General features: G+C 44.4%; 7 protein-coding genes. All 7 read left to right on the forward strand.

The features are described from left to right. Positions 1 to 811 precede the first annotated feature (811 nt). The gene (locus B5F77_RS07410) at positions 812 to 4,900 is read left to right on the forward strand and encodes a DUF6383 domain-containing protein (RefSeq protein WP_087329529.1); all 4,089 of its coding nucleotides are present in this window, start codon (positions 812 to 814) and stop codon (positions 4,898 to 4,900) included. Positions 4,901 to 5,492: 592 nt separating this feature from the next. Further along, on the forward strand, positions 5,493 to 9,884 hold the full coding sequence (locus tag B5F77_RS07415) for a DUF6383 domain-containing protein (protein ID WP_140392837.1): 4,392 nt from the start codon (positions 5,493 to 5,495) through the stop codon (positions 9,882 to 9,884). Between the two features lie 162 nt (positions 9,885 to 10,046). Then, entirely contained in the window at positions 10,047 to 10,763 is a 717-nt protein-coding gene (dapB, locus tag B5F77_RS07420; RefSeq protein ID WP_087329533.1) for a 4-hydroxy-tetrahydrodipicolinate reductase, read from the forward strand. An 18-nt stretch (positions 10,764 to 10,781) separates the two neighbouring features. Continuing rightward, positions 10,782 to 12,188, forward strand: coding sequence for a signal peptidase I (gene lepB / locus B5F77_RS07425; RefSeq protein ID WP_087329534.1), 1,407 nt, complete (start codon positions 10,782 to 10,784; stop codon positions 12,186 to 12,188). A gap of 18 nt (positions 12,189 to 12,206) precedes the next feature. Beyond that, positions 12,207 to 13,094 (forward strand): signal peptidase I, encoded by an 888-nt coding sequence (gene lepB, locus B5F77_RS07430; protein ID WP_239445796.1) that lies wholly within the window; start codon positions 12,207 to 12,209, stop codon positions 13,092 to 13,094. Then, the gene (locus B5F77_RS07435) at positions 13,091 to 13,723 is read left to right on the forward strand and encodes a WbqC family protein (protein ID WP_087329536.1); all 633 of its coding nucleotides are present in this window, start codon (positions 13,091 to 13,093) and stop codon (positions 13,721 to 13,723) included. The genes lepB (B5F77_RS07430) and B5F77_RS07435 overlap by 4 nt, the downstream gene beginning before the upstream one ends. A gap of 192 nt (positions 13,724 to 13,915) precedes the next feature. Beyond that, positions 13,916 to 15,694 carry an alpha-1,3-galactosidase B gene (locus B5F77_RS07440; RefSeq protein ID WP_087329538.1) on the forward strand — a complete coding sequence of 593 codons (1,779 nt, stop codon included), beginning with the start codon at positions 13,916 to 13,918 and terminating at the stop codon, positions 15,692 to 15,694. The last annotated feature ends 261 nt before the right edge of the window (positions 15,695 to 15,955 follow it).

Raw genomic sequence — 15,955 nt, forward strand, 5'->3', positions numbered from 1 at the left:
TCTCATAATAAGAAACAACCCCTCACCCCTTCGGGGAGCTCCCCTACGAACAGGGGAGCTTTTCAGTTACTTTCAGATAACATTTTCTTATTTATGACACACCCTCTTTTAGTTAGTGCTAAACTCAGAAGCCCTCTACGAAGACTTTTTTATTTCTATAACGGGCCTCGAAGAGGTCCCATTTTTAAGTAACCGCGGGTCGAAGCGGAGCGAGGCCTGCGGTATCCCATTTTAAATGAAAGAGCCGGGGCTCTAAAAAAGAAATCTACGTGCGCTTTTTCGCACAATAGTATAAATAATGGTTTCATCCTCCAAACCCCTATGTTTTGTCCATAAATCCCCACCTTTCGGATAAGAACTCGAAAAAAATCCCTCAAAACTCTTGCTATTTCATTTTTACTCCTTATCTTTGCATCGATTCCGCATCGGAGGGCGTTCCGACTTAGGGAATCGAATGAAAATATTGTAAGCATTTTACGGAGATTATTCCTAACTGAAAAATCGGCAAAATTTGGAAAGTGCACAGGAGTAATGGACAGTAAATGCTTGCGCTATGTACGAATCATAAAGTTATAGCCATGCCTCCCTTTTTCTGGAATCTGCGGGGAGAGGTTATATAAATCGTATAGGCGCGGGCTGTTGTTCTATTATTTGTGTACGGGTGTTTGCCGATACCCTCAGTTTGATAATAAACAATAAGCCCGCGTTTTTTATGCTTGTTCAGAAACGTATTTGGTTTGTTGCGCTTCGTAAAATCAGTTGGATAGAGATTTTATTAACTATTTTATTTACAAACTAAATTTAAAGTTTTATGAACAAAAAAGTACTTACGCTTTGCGCGGGCTTCCTGCTCGCGGGTAATGCCGTAGCTTTTGCTTCTGTATTTGGAACAACTAGTACTCAGGTAAAACCGACTACGGGCTATAGCATTCAGGAAGCATTATTTAAGCAGAATGGAGTTATCAGCGTTGATAATTCTGACGCTGTTGCGGGAAAGAATGCTTCTTTCTTTCCTTCAGTTTCTCCTTTTGCTATTAGTGTTGCTCATGGTGCAAATCCTATCACCGAATTAGAGCATATTAATGGTAAAGAAGAAAGCCGTTATTTCCAATTTGTAGTAGGTGATAAGACTTCTGCTGGTAAGGAAGTGTTGACAATGGTTTGGGTTGCAGATAACAATGTTACAGGCAATGCTAACCAAGGTCATTATGAGTTGCAGGTTGAGAATGTAGAAAACGCAAACATTCCTAACAATCGTATTCTTTTAGATCGTACTTTGTGGAAAGTAACGGTTAAGAAAGAAACTGCTGGTGCTGGTAATACATTGTATTATACATTGCAAAACAAAGCTACGGATGCTATTCTTCAGTTGACCATTGGTTCGGATAAACCGGAAGCAAACAAAGCTATCGCATTAGATCCAACAGTTGTGGCAGGTCAGACTCAGTGGCGTTGGGCACAAGGTGAAAATGCTACTCAACCAAGTACATTTGATGGTACAGCTGCTCCACGAGTATTGCAAGGTGTATTCTCTGCTCAATTCGACAATGGAACTACATTGGTATTGGCTAAAGCTGTGAAAAACAATGTTACTACGTTCAAACCTATTTTGATTAATAGCAATGATGAGACAGCGTTCTTGAGATCGACAATAGGCTTTGCTGATGCAACAGATAAAGATACTAAGTATTTCCCTGTAACATTCGAATCTTGGGAAGCTAATCCTATCCTGTTAACGGCAGATCAAATCAATGCAGAATTAGGAAACGATGTATTGGTTGATGGCAAGAACGATGGTAAGTTCAAGTTTACTTTCGATCCGGGTGTTCAAGGTGATGTAAACGTAATGGATGATACGTTTACCGCTGAACCCGCTATTGATGGTGCTGACCGTGTTCCGGGCGATGCTCCTGATGGTTTCGTTCGCTTCACAAATTCGAAAGGAACATTGATGGTCGATACGACTTATTACAATGAAGACGTAGAAGATCGTTATGAATTAAAGATGGCTGTTCGCGATATTACATTCCCGCGTCAGGCTGTAATTGCTGATAATACTAATATTTCGACGGTGCAAGGTAAAGAGGCTGATGGTACTTTGTATACAAGCCTTTCTTACTCAGCTGCTGCTTACGTACAGATGAATCGTCAAGCCAACTTCCGTCCTATCTTCTATCCGTCAACTCAGACTTTGCGCTTACAGGCTGAAATGATTTATAAGAAGGCTAAAGATGGTCGTCCTTGGTGGAGACAAGTTTATGATGATATCGATGCATCTACAGGTTATATAACAATTGCTAATTATGCATATGATAATAGACTTGATTCTGAAGATATAGTTTCCAGCCGTGTAAATGCTGTGGGTTATTATCCTGCTTACGTAACTAAGACGGAAGGTGATCCGGGTGCAGGAATTGTAAATGCTACATTCTCAAAGCAAGCATTGTCTTATAATAATGCATATAAAGTTCCTACAACTGTTAGTCAAAATAAATATAGAGCACAAGGTGAAGAACAACGCGAACAAGATCGTAAGGCTCTTGATGTATGGAATGCTGTAGCCAATACAAACTTGGATTATGCAGATGGAGAAGGTACTACAGCTAAGCCATATAAGAAAGTTGCTCCTTCGTTTACAGAAGTAGGAACTACTTATAATGATGGTTATGGAGCTATGCGTGTGATTGATCCGGCAGCTACAAATCAAACTCCGGGTAATAATACTAAGGTAATCTATTCACCGAACTACGTATTAGCATATAATAACGTAGTGAAGTTGGTTACTTTGACTGCAGGCCATAAAGTATTGACTACAGATATCCACGATCAGACAGATAATACTTACAACGGTTTGTTAACAAACATCTCTTTGGCTGGTTTGCGTCAGACTTCAGACATCGATCATACAACAGCTAACATTCCGGAAGGTTTCTATTACATCCAGAATGCAAACAAGAGCAATACGTTGGTAGCGGCTTATGGCGATTATCGCTATGAAGACTTGGCTGCTACAAATGCTTTGGAAACTGTATGGGATGAGAACATCGGTACGACAGGCGACTGGGCTATTGATGAAAATGACAATGCAGCTAAGGGCAATTTGGTTTACTCTGAAGATAAACTGATTATCCCGTCTGCTCAGTGGTATATTAAAGGTAATGGTAATCAATATCGGATGTTCAACCGTGAGTCTGGTCGTCAGTGGGGTACTGAATACTGGTGGGCAACTCAGGAAGAAGGCGTATATGTAAATCAAGCTACTTATACAAATGCTGCCGGCCAGTTGGTTACTTATCGTGATACAATCCGCTTGACTGCTGTTCCTGCTGCTGATTTGCACAAGCCGCATTTGGGTTATTTGTGGATGGAACAAGACGAAGCCATGGCTGATACTACAGTTTACAATGTAGGTATCACAAGCCTGGGAGAAGTAAACTTGTCGTTGAGCGTAAACGAAGAAGGAAACTTGGTAATGACTCCGGATTCAACGGGAGCTTACAAACTCGAAAGAGTATTGGAGAAGATCACGGATCCTTATGATGGACAAACTCATAAGACAACTGAGTTGCTCTATGGTTATACGGATTATGCAGAAAATGCAGCTGATACATTGGTTCGTGCTAAATACTACATCTACAAGGATGAAGTAAACGCTAACAGCGGTATCGAACCGTCAAGTATCAAGACGCGTGAATATATCACTTTGGATGGTGGTAAGTACAAGTTGAGCAAGGTACAAGTTAAGTTCGATAATAACTTCTATACAACAGAAGTAGACGGTAAGAATGTACGTCGTGCATTCTATGTTAAGCAAATCACTCCTGATGCTAATCAGTTCGTCTTGGTTGATCCGGAGGTAGTTGGTGTAGCAGGTAATAATACGGGTGATGATGTGAAGGAAGGTGCTCGTGTATTTGTAAATCAGTTGACTGCTGAATTACAACCGGGTAGCTTGGTATCGGAAGGCTATGCTAATCCGTATGCTAACAGCATCTTGAACCTTAATAAGGTAGGTGTTCAGAACTACGCAGACATCCGTGCAATCGGTGCAGACCGTGACACAGTTGAGTTCTTCGTAGCCAATGCGCCGACTTACAAGTTGGGTGAAAACTCTCAGATCAAGGGTGCGAAGGTTGGTTTGTTAGACTTGCGTGCTGAAAACGCTGACATCAACACCGCTATCTTCGTCGATACAGCTAACGTAAACAACGCCGCTTGCCCGCGCTTCTTGCTCGGTGTACGTGACTACGACAAGTATGAAACTTCTAACTTGGATCATCACAACCGCCACTTGTGGACAAAGGCTGCTTACTTGGTGAACTTGAAGGATTCTGTAGATGTAAATCCGGCTTACTATTACCGCAACATCGACCAGAACGCTACAACTTACTATCGCTTAGGCTTCTTAGACGGTACGCACAAAGGCACTACGTTGACTTTGGACAACGGCACGAAGTTCGAATTGAGCGACGAAGCACTGGGCGAAAACGGTTTGAATATCGCTACATTCGCATTCCGCTACTGCGATACTTCTCGTGAAAACTTCTATATCGAAACGATGTACGACGACAACACAAGAGGTTGGATCTGCATCCACAACGGTGTAGCTGCTGTAACGAAGAATATCCAGGAAGCTGAAGTATTCTCGATGGCTCAGAACGATAACATCGCTACTTCAAACGAAGCTATCTCGGCTGAAGAAGGTGCAGTAAGCGTAGTAGCTACTGACGGTGCAGTTATCGTGAAGGGTGCTGAAGGCAAGAACGTAGTGATCGCTACTATCCTCGGTAAGGTAGTTGCTAACGAAACAGTTAACAGCGATAATGAAACGATCGCAGTTCCGGCTGGTATCGCAGTGGTATCGGTAGACGGCGAAAGCTTCAAGGTAGTAGTGAAGTAATTGACAATTGAGAATTGACAATTGACAATTATCTAAGCTGAGACATTTAATTGTCAATTGTCCCTTGTCAATTATCCATTGAAAATAAAGTTCATAACAATAAAATTTGATTTTGTTAATTAGTAATTGAGAAGTCGAAGGCCCCTTGCGAAAGCCGCCGAGACGATGAAGAAATAATTCTATTCAAACAGCATTCCCCGGCTGCGAAGTCCGGGAATGAGAAGAAAACAGAGCCTCTCTCAGTATCGGGAGGGGCTTTTTTAGTCATAAACCGCGGTCTTTGGCTCGTCCCCAGGTTGATTCATGTGACCTACCCAATAGAATAACGTGACAATTAGGATAAGGATAACATGACTATTAGGGTAAGGATAACATGACAATTAGGATAAGGATAACGTAACAATTAGGGTAAGGATACGGTGCTATCCTTACAAGGATACGGAGCTATCCTTACAAGGATACGGTGCTATCCCGATAAGGATACGATGCTATCCTTATAAGGATACGGAGCTATCCTGAGCGGGAAGGCGGAAGGCTGCACAAAAAACGAGATAAATAAACAGGATTAATTAACGATTAAACATATCATGATATGAAACAACGATTACTTTTGAGCCTACTGATGCTGATGGTGTCGGTGGGGTTGGTGAAGGCGGCGGTTGAGATTACGGTACCTAAGGGGGAAACCCTAAAGATAACGATTTCAGGCGTGACGACTCCTGGTCCGGTTGTTAGCATAAATGGTACAGCTCAATATACGTTTTCTGCTGACGGTTATTGGACTGTAGCAAAGGATGATGAAAATCCGCAGACAGTAAGCATTGCGAACACTTTCGGTGGATTGAAGTTAGAAGGCAAAGCAACAGCGTTGACAGTAAACAACAATGGCTTGGAAACATTGGAAGTATCTAATTTAGGGCTGACTTCATTGGAATTAACTAGTGCAACCGGCTTAAATAAAGTGGACATTTCCAACAATAAAGAATTAGCAGCAATTACAGGTTCTGGCTCATTCTCGTCTGCGGAAGAGATTAATGCTTCGAACTGCGGTTTTACGACATGGCCAAATGCATTTAATGCAACAACGACATTAAAGAAATTGGACTTATCGAATAACGCGCTTAGTTCCGAGTTGAATTTTACTTCTTTCTCGGCTTTGGAAGAGTTGAATGTAGCGAACAATGAGTTGCAGAATGATGAATTGACCGTTCCGTCTACTTTAAAGAAGTTGGATGTAAGCGGCAATTCTTTGCGTTATGTGACGGGAGTGACGAAAGACATGGATGTGACTTTCGGAACGCAAACTTATACGGCTCCTTCTGCGTTTACGGCAGATGCTAATAAAGGATTGGATTTTAAAGACCTGAACATCCGGTTTGATGAACCGACAGAAGGTGATGTAACTTGGGAACAGGTAGAGGCAACTTGGACACCAGCACATGGGCAAAAGCGTTCGGGCGATGCGGCTGCTTCTACCTACTATTTCTATGATAGCAAAGGTGTTTACCAACAAGGTACTTATGACGTAACGCTTACCTACGGCGAAGCAAAGATTGAAATAAAAGACATTAAGATCACACCGGCTAAGTTCAACTTAGATATTGTAGATCCGACTAATATTAAGGTAACAAATCAATCCGGTACGGAGATTAAAGACAATTCGCAAGTAATACAAGGCGATATTATCTTGGTTGCGCTTTCCGATGAAGCGAAGAAGAACGGGTTGGATTTGGATTCGTTTGTAGCTACAGCTTTAACAGAGCAGACGGATAAATCAGATAAGGATCATAAAGCGTTCCGCGTGGAAGGTTATTGGGATGCCAGCCAAGACAAAGAGATTAATCCGAGCATAGAGGCGAAGTTGAAGGACGCTATGGTAGATGTAACCTTCAAAAAGAACGTGGATGGTACGAACAACTCTATTGTAGCGGTGGCTCAGAAAGGCAACCAAACCATTTCGTTGACGCCGGGTGAAACGAAGAAAGTGCCGTATGGAAGTAAGATTACGGTGACGTTCAAGGCAGAACCGGGTTATAAGACTTCTATTTTAATTGATGGTACGGATAAGAGTGCGGATATCAAACCTGTAGAAGGCTCGACTAACGAATATGTGTATGTAATCGAGGAATTGGCAAAAACGGATTTGGCGATTACGACGAATATTACGAAAACCAATACGGTGGCCATTACGTTGAAACTGGAAGGCGAGGCAAGAAATATTTCTGATCATGTATTTGCGCCCAATAGTATAATTACAATTGATGGCAAAGAATTTAAAGCTACGAATGGAAAGACGAATAATATTGGGGTAAAAGGTTTTACTGTAGGAAAAGAGGTTCAGCTGCATTTTGCTTTGACGCGTAATGCTGTGTTTGGCGGTGATGTATGGAAGGACAATCCGATTACAATTGAAAGTATTACGTATGGTTCGCAGAAAGTGGATTGGCAAATGAAGGAGGTTAGCAATAGCTTAGGTACAGGTAATGAAGCCAACCAACCTGCCCGCGAATATACGGCTACTTTCAAAGTACAAGAAGTAGACCAGACTTTGGTAATCCGCACGAAGAAGAATGTAGTAGTCGATATTATCCCAACTCCAGACAATGCAAGTGCAGGTTCGAAAGAACAAAAACATGCGTATGACGGCAAAGAACATCCGTTTGCTTATAAAACCAATCCGGCGGAATATGCCAAAGAGGTAAAGGTGGAATATACATCGGCCGATGGGGTGAAGCTGAATACAGGTGCTCCGACCGAAGCGGGTACTTATCAGGTAAAATATTGGATGGACGCGACTGAGTCGCATCAACGTGTGCTTTCTAATTCAGAATGGAAAGTTGTAATTGAAAAAGCACAGCCAACTGTGGCCACGAAACCAAAAGTAGAAGTAAATGCGGATGGCGAATATGTGATTACGGGTGGTGTAGCCAAAGGTATCAATGGTGAAACGCTGTATGGCAAATGGGAAGTATTGGATAGCAATGGAAATCCGGTACAGAAAGCCAGCAAGACTGACGCTCACACTGTAGAAGTTCGTTTCACAGTACTTGTAGAAAGCAGTAAGGCTGTAGATTCGAACTATAAGACGGCTACGGTTTCCACTTCTACAGGCACGGTAGATGAATGTGCAGTGAAGTATGAAAATATTCCGGATGGCATCACGGTTACCATTTATAATGGAGATTTGAAATTGGGTCAGAATGACAAAGTACCGGAAGGAGCGAAGGTAAAGGTAGAAGTGTATGTGCCTGATAACTATGATATCACGAAGGTAGAATTGAAACAGAATGGTAATCATGTTAACTGGACTACACAGCCTGATGGCAATTCTCGTACAATTATTTATGAAAATATCAAGATAACAGAAGGAACGGTATTCTCAGTGAATGGAACTTCTGCGTTCGACATCAACAAAGAGTTTGTGATTACACCGAATGAAGACATGACGGTTATGTACACAGGTACGGAGCCTGAGTTTAGTGACTTTATTGTATTGAAAGCTGATAATAATAAAGTCGATATCGACAAGTTGACCGGTGTACAATATGCTTATACGCAAGTAAGCGGCAGCACGGAGTATGCCGTGACTATACCGAAGAATGCCGGAACATATAAAGTATACGTAACGATTCCTTATCAAGGTAATAAGAGCAGTTATAAGGAATATAAGGCATTGGAGAATGCATACGTTGGTACATTGGAGATTACCAAAGTAAAGACAAAGATTACCGTCCTTCCGCGTCCGACATTGATTCCGAAGGGACAAGACTTGTCGCAATCGAACTTAATAGGTGGTACAGCTAAGGCTTTGAATGAAAAAGGCAAAGAAATAGATATGACGGTAGCCGGTACGTTCGATTGGTATGAATACACAGGTATTCCAAAGGATGGAGAACCTTACAAGGTTGTGTTCTGGCCGGAAGAATCTGACAATTATGACTATGCAATTGCAGATGTATATGTAACGGTTTCGGACAAGAACTTGATTACCATTAAAGATCCGGGTGCGCAAGTCGGTTCGATTATCGTCACGAATGCTAAGACAGGAGAACGTTTCTATGGAGAGGAGGAAATTATAGAAGGAACGATTTTACGTTTCCAAGTAACTCCTGCTTCTAATTTCCGGTTTGAACAATTGTTGGTAAACGGCTCTTCGTGGAATCCGAACGAAGTTTATACGGTAGGCAATGAATCGGTTGCGATTTCGGCTGTATTTAGCCTGATTGAACCCGAAGTCCCCGATCCTGAACCATCCGATCCAATTATTGACGAGGATAGCCAGTATATCGTAACGGTAAAGAAGGCATCGACAAACAACCGAGGCTTTATCCTCAACAAGGAAGGCGAGAATGGCGTTTATTACGAGAAAGCCTTTGAATTTACAGTCAATGCGTTGGATGCCGATTTGGATAAGTTGGTAGTGACGGGTGCAACGAGGGTTAGCAAAGGCAAGTACCGCATCGAAAGCGTGACAGACAATGCGACTGTAACAGTATCACTCCCGAACCCGACGCCGATAGATGTAAAGGTGGTTACAGAATCGAAGAACGCGAAGGGTTACTTGATGGGTAAAGTGAAAGCTGAGTCCTATCCGCTGGATGGCAAGTGCTATTATGGCGACGAACTGGTGGTAGTGGCTTATCCGGAGAGTGGCGTCAGCTTCTCGTACTGGAAAGACAATGCGTTGAATAAAGACCAGATGCGTGAAATCGTTGTAACGAAAGCGATGACCATCGAAGCTGTCTTTAGCGGTGTGCCTACGGGCATCGAGGATATCGAATCAGCCAGCATCTATGCGGGCGACGGTTATATCCAAGTGAAGAACGTAGCCAATGCCGACCTGACGATTGTCAGCATCAGCGGACGTATCCAAGCACGGCAATCAATCGAAGGCGATACGCAAATACGCGTACCAGCCGGCGTTTATGTAGTTGTTTTGGAAAGCGGCGAGGATGTGAAGCGCGTGAAAGTAATCGTGCGGTAAATTGATTGATATTATTGATTGGACACAGAGTCCCAGAGACACGGTGCTTCCCAAAAGCAGCCGGAGTCTTGGGGGCTCTGTATTTTTTTCTATCTACTTATGCCAAGAATCGTTCCTTTTTTGTAAGTTTGCGACAACTTTTTGGATATAAATAGGAAGAATATGAAGATTGCATTGGTCGGATATGGCAAAATGGGCAAAGCCATCGAACAAATTGCCCGTGAAAGAGGTCATGAAATCGTATCGATTATTGATATAAACAATTCGCAAGACTTTGCTTCGGAGGCATTCCGGAGCGCAGACGTAGCGATTGAATTTACTTCACCCAGCACGGCTTATGGGAACTACCTGAAATGTTTCGAAGCAGGCGTACCGGTCGTTTCGGGCACGACAGGTTGGCTCGATAAAATGCCGGAAATCAAACGCCTGTGTGCAGAAGAGGGAAAGACCTTCTTTTATGCGTCGAACTTCAGTATCGGTGTGAATATCTTCTTTGCCGTGAATAAATATTTGGCAAAGATTATGAACCATTTCCCCTCGTATGACGTGCGGATGACGGAGGTACACCATGTGCATAAACTGGATGCACCGAGCGGTACGGCCATTACCTTGGCAGAAGGCATCCTGGAAAACATCGACCGGAAAGAGCGTTGGACGCTCAATACGGCCGAACAACCGACCGACCTTCCGATACAGGCTATCCGCGAAGGCGAAGTACCCGGTATACATGAGATTGTTTACGAGTCCGATGCAGATAAGATTAGCATCAAGCACGATGCGAAGAGCCGTGCAGGTTTTGCCCTCGGAGCCGTGTTAGCCGCCGAGTTTACCGCCGAGAAGAAGGGCTTCTTGGGTATGAACGATCTGTTTCATTTCTAACATCGGGTCCATTGAATCATGAAGACTATCAGTAAAAAACAATGGATTAAGTTTAGTATCTGGGCCGTGCTCTACGTCCTCTTCTGTCTTTGGATGGAGAATGCGTGGTTGCTCTTGGGGCTTATCGTGCTTGTCGATATTTACTTGACTAAATTCATCCCCTGGAGTGCGTGGAAGAAGACGAAGAACCCGACACTCAGGAGTATTTTTAGCTGGGCAGACGATATTATCTTTGCGCTGGTGGCGGTTTACTTTATCAATTTGTTCATCTTCCAGAACTATCAGATACCAAGTTCTTCGTTGGAGAAATCATTGCTGGTGGGCGATTATCTGTTTGTGAGCAAAGTAAGTTATGGACCGCGGGTACCCAATACCCCTCTTTCGTTTCCACTTGTACAGAACACGCTTCCCTTCTTTAATTGTAAGTCCTATCTGGAATGGCCGGAATGGGGTTACAAGCGCGTGGCCGGATTGGGCAAGGTAAAGCGCAACGACATTGTGGTGTTCAACTTCCCGGCCGGAGATACCATTGCCCTCAAGATGCAAAACCCCGATTACTATACGCTGGTCGAGATGTATGGACGTGAAGCCATCCATGCCAACAAGGCGCAATTCGGGGAGGTCATGTATCGTCCGGTAGACAAGCGGGAGAACTACGTGAAGCGTTGCATCGGTATGCCAGGCGATAGCCTTTACATTAAAAACAACCAGGTATATATCAATGGCGAGAAGGCCGTCAATCCAAAGAATATGCAATTGAATTACTTTGTGGAGACGGAGACGCCTTTCTCCGAGACCATGTTCCGCAATTGGGGGGTAAGCCGCGATGATTATATGCCTTATGGACAACCTTGTACGGTGGGAGACCCTGAAACGCTCTCTTACCTTGGTTTTACGCCGAATGCCAATGGCGTATATAATATGGTATACCGTTTCCCCATGACGCAAGCGATGGTGGAACAGGTAAAGAAATTGCCCGGTGTGAAGAAAATCTTGGTGGAACCAGATGTCGTAGGCGGCACGATGTATTATCCTGTTGATTACAAAACCGGATGGACGCGCGACAATTATGGCCCGATATGGATTCCGAAACGAGGTGCTACTATCGAACTTACGCCGCATAACCTCGCTATCTATCGTCGATGCATCAAGAACTATGAACATAACCAGCTGGAAGAAAAAGACGGCGTCATTTACATCAATGGCGAAAAGGCGACCACCTATACTTTCCAATACGATTACTACTGGATGATGGGCGACAACCGGCATAACAGTGCCGATAGCCGTTCGTGGGGATTTGTACCGGAAGACCATATCGTGGGTAAACCGATTATGATATGGCTTTCGCTCGATAAAGACCGGAGTTTGTTTGAAGGTGGTATCCGTTGGGAGCGGCTTTTCCGCTGGGTAGATAATATCAAGTAATTACCAGCAGAATTTGTCATGGGTTGGAAGAATGAAGATGCGACAGAGAAGGGCAGGATGGAGAGGCGACGGCTTTTCCGTTCAGTTCTCTTCATTCTTCTATTGGCAGGGTTGTTGGTAGGTATTCGTTTCTTTGTCGTCGAATCAGTGCATCTTTCTACCGATGCGATGGAAACGACGTTGCATCGTGGGGATTATGTCCTGGCACATAAATTCCCTTTCCAAATAGGTGCGGAAAGAAATGGCATCTTCCTTTATACCAGTCCGCTGCGGAAAGATTCGTTGACAGCACCTCTGTTGGTGGGACGTTGTATCGGTATGCCGGGTGATACAATCCGGGTAGAAGCAGATGGCTACCGTATCAACGGGCAAGTCTATCCCCGTTCGCCCAATACGTTGAATATTTATTATGTTCCACGTGAAGCACAAGAAGCAGTCGTAAGTGTGTTGAAGCAATTGCGCATTCCCTTACGCGATTTTTCCCAACAAACAGAAGGATGTGTATTACGATTGACTCCTTTCGAGGAGTATCAAGTGCGCGAGGAATTACCAGCTTCGTTGCGCAATGCTTGGCAGGTACGGTCGACTCCTTCCTATCAGTTGGTCGTACCGCACAAAGAGCGGGCTTATCGTTTGGATAGTCTTTCGCTTTTGGCATGTCGGGATGCGCTCTTGCGAGAAACGGGAGGCAAGGCTGTATTTCATGACGGGCGCATGTATCTCGAAGGCAAACAGACGGACTTCTTTTTCTTTACGGAAGATTATTATTGGTTTCTTTCGGATAATGTGGCGGAGGGCATCGATTCACGTCATGTAGGTATTGTCCCAGCGAGTCATATTGTCGGTAAACTTTTTTTCTGTTGGTATAGTAAAGACCCAAACATTCGATTTAAACGTATACAATGAATATAGCTTATGTCTCGACCGCCTATCTGGGGCCGGTACAATTATATACAAAGTTTTTTGCCTATGATGCCATCCGTGTGGAGGCGGAGGAAAATTATGTAAAGCAAACTTATCGCAACCGGTGTGTCATCGCGGCGGCTAACGGTCCGCAAGCTTTGACGGTACCTATCGTTAAGCCCGACTCTCCGAAATGTCCGACACGCGACATACGCATCTCCGACCATGGTAATTGGCGGCATCTCCACTGGAATGCGCTTGTCTCGGCCTATCGCATGAGTCCTTTTTTTATGTATTATGAGGAGGACTTCGCACCTTTTTACGAGAAGCGATACACCTTCTTGATGGATTTCAATGAAGCCCTCCGTGAAGTGGTATGCCAGTTGATAGATATAACGCCTTCCATCCAGAGGACGCACTCCTATGAAACGCAGGTGGCACATGATTTCCGCGAGTTGATTTCGCCTAAAAGTCATGTGGTAGATACTGAATTCCATCCGGCACCCTATTATCAAGTGTTCCGCGAGAAATGGGGCTTCATTCCCAACCTGAGTATTGTTGATTTGCTATTTAATATGGGACCGGAGAGTATCTTGGTATTGAAGGCCTCGTCCCGTACGGCACTGACATAAAAAAGCCGAGGGCTGTCTCCCGACAACCCTCGCGCCCTTGTTAACCTTAAATCTAATACTATTATGAAAAAACCACGATGCAAATGTACATCGTTTTCCTTTTCCGGTTGCTATTTATCCTTATAAAAGGTGTTAAGAGGATTTCCTTTCTGATTTATCGCTATCTTTGCAAGCAATTATAAATATAAACAGATGAAGTTACAGGCATATTTTTTTAGCATAATCACGATATGCTCGTGGTTTGCATGTACAGGACCTAAGACCAGTCAAGAGGTATACCGGTTAGCCGATTATGGTATTAAACCGAATAGTTCGGAAAACACAGCGCCTCGTTTGGCAAAGGCATTAGCTGAAATTCGACAAGACGCGAATGGACGCGCGGTAGTTATCCAATGGGAACCGGGTCAGTATGATTTTTTCCCGGAGGAGGCTCCGGAACGTACGTATTACGTTTCGAATCACGACCAACCCTATCCGAAGAAAGTAGGTATGGCATTGGAAGATTGGAAGGGATTGACCTTGGATGGACAGGGCGCCAAGTTCGTTTTCCATGGGCGAATGCTGCCGGTGTCGTTGCTCCGTTCGACCGATTGCACGCTTCAGCACTTTTCTATTGATTTCGCCCAGCCGCATATTACACAAGCTACGGTCATCACGAATGATACCGTCCATGGTGAGATCACTTTGGAAATGGCTCCTTGGGTTCAGTACAGTGTCGAAGGAGATACCCTCTTCGTGTCGGGCGAAGGCTGGAAACACCGCCCAAGCTCAGCTATTGCGTTCGAACCTCATACACGCCGTTTGGTGTATCGTACCAGCGACGTACCTGTCTCGCTCTGCCAAGTCCGGGACTTAGGCAACCGCCGTATCCAAGCTAAGGGATGGGAAAATGCACGCTTGCTACCGGGGACTGTGCTGGCCTTACGTACTTGGGCTCGTCCCGCACCCGGCATATTCCTGTCCCATAATAAAGATACCAAGCTTAAAAACATCCAGATACACTATGCCGAGGGAATGGGCGTATTGGCTCAACTCTGTGAGAATGTCTCGCTCGATAGCGTGTCGGTTTGTTTGAAAGGGAAAGAGGACCCACGCTATTTCACGACACAGGCCGACGCCACGCATTTTTCGCAATGCAAAGGGCAGATAATCTCCCAACATGGACTATACGAAAACATGATGGATGATGCCATCAACGTACACGGCATCTACTTGAAAGTCCTGAAACGTATCGATGCGCATACCCTGGTGGCAGCCTATATGCACGAACAATCGTATGGTTTTGATTGGGGGTTTGCGGGTGATACCGTACAATTTATCCATTCGCAAACCATGGAAGCGATAGACACTACGTATGTAATTAAGGAGATACACCCAGAAGGACAGGAGCAGGTAGATGGCGCGAAGGCTTTCCGCCTCACGTTTACAGAAGCGCTGCCTGCCTCGGTAAACCCGGAACAATCGGTTGGCATCGAGAATCTGACTTGGACGCCTGAGGTTTACTTCGCACACAACCTCGTCCGTCATAATCGTGCCCGTGGCAGCCTCTTTAGTACACCACGCCGCACATTAGTGGAGGATAATCTTTTCGACCATACTTCAGGCACTGCAATTTTGCTGTGTGGCGATTGCAACGGTTGGTATGAAACGGGCGCTTGCCACGAAGTGCTCATCCGCCGGAATCACTTTATAAACGCTTTGACGAATATGTTCCAATTCACGAATGCGGTTATCTCTATTTATCCGGAAATACCCGATTTAGCCCATCAACAGCAATATTTCCACAGCGGCATTGTGATAGAAGATAATCTATTTGAGACGTTCGATACGCCCATACTCTATGCCAAGTCGGTAGATGGTCTCATTTTCCGCCGGAACGAGATAAAGACCAACCAAGATTATCCACCCTTCCATTGGAACCAGCAACGCTTCCTGTTGGAAAGGGTCTCGCATGAAACGATAGAGGAATAAAGAGCCTCGGTAAATCAATTGGCACTAAGCACGACTCCGGGCTTCTCAAACGCGCCCTCGTCTGCGAAGGCCAAGGCGTGAAACGCTGAAGAGCCTCTTTTCGGTTTCGACCGAGAAGGGGCTTTTTTATCCACTCCACCCGGAGATGGTAGTTGTTATCAGCCGAGATATTAACCTTTAGCTACCTATCTATTAGATTTGTGCCAATTGCCGCAAGTATCTGCGCGATATGGCGCAATATCCTGCGACGGCTGGCGCAAA

This window comes from Parabacteroides sp. An277 (assembly GCF_002159645.1).
In the GTDB taxonomy this organism is placed as follows: Bacteria; Bacteroidota; Bacteroidia; order Bacteroidales; family Tannerellaceae; genus Parabacteroides.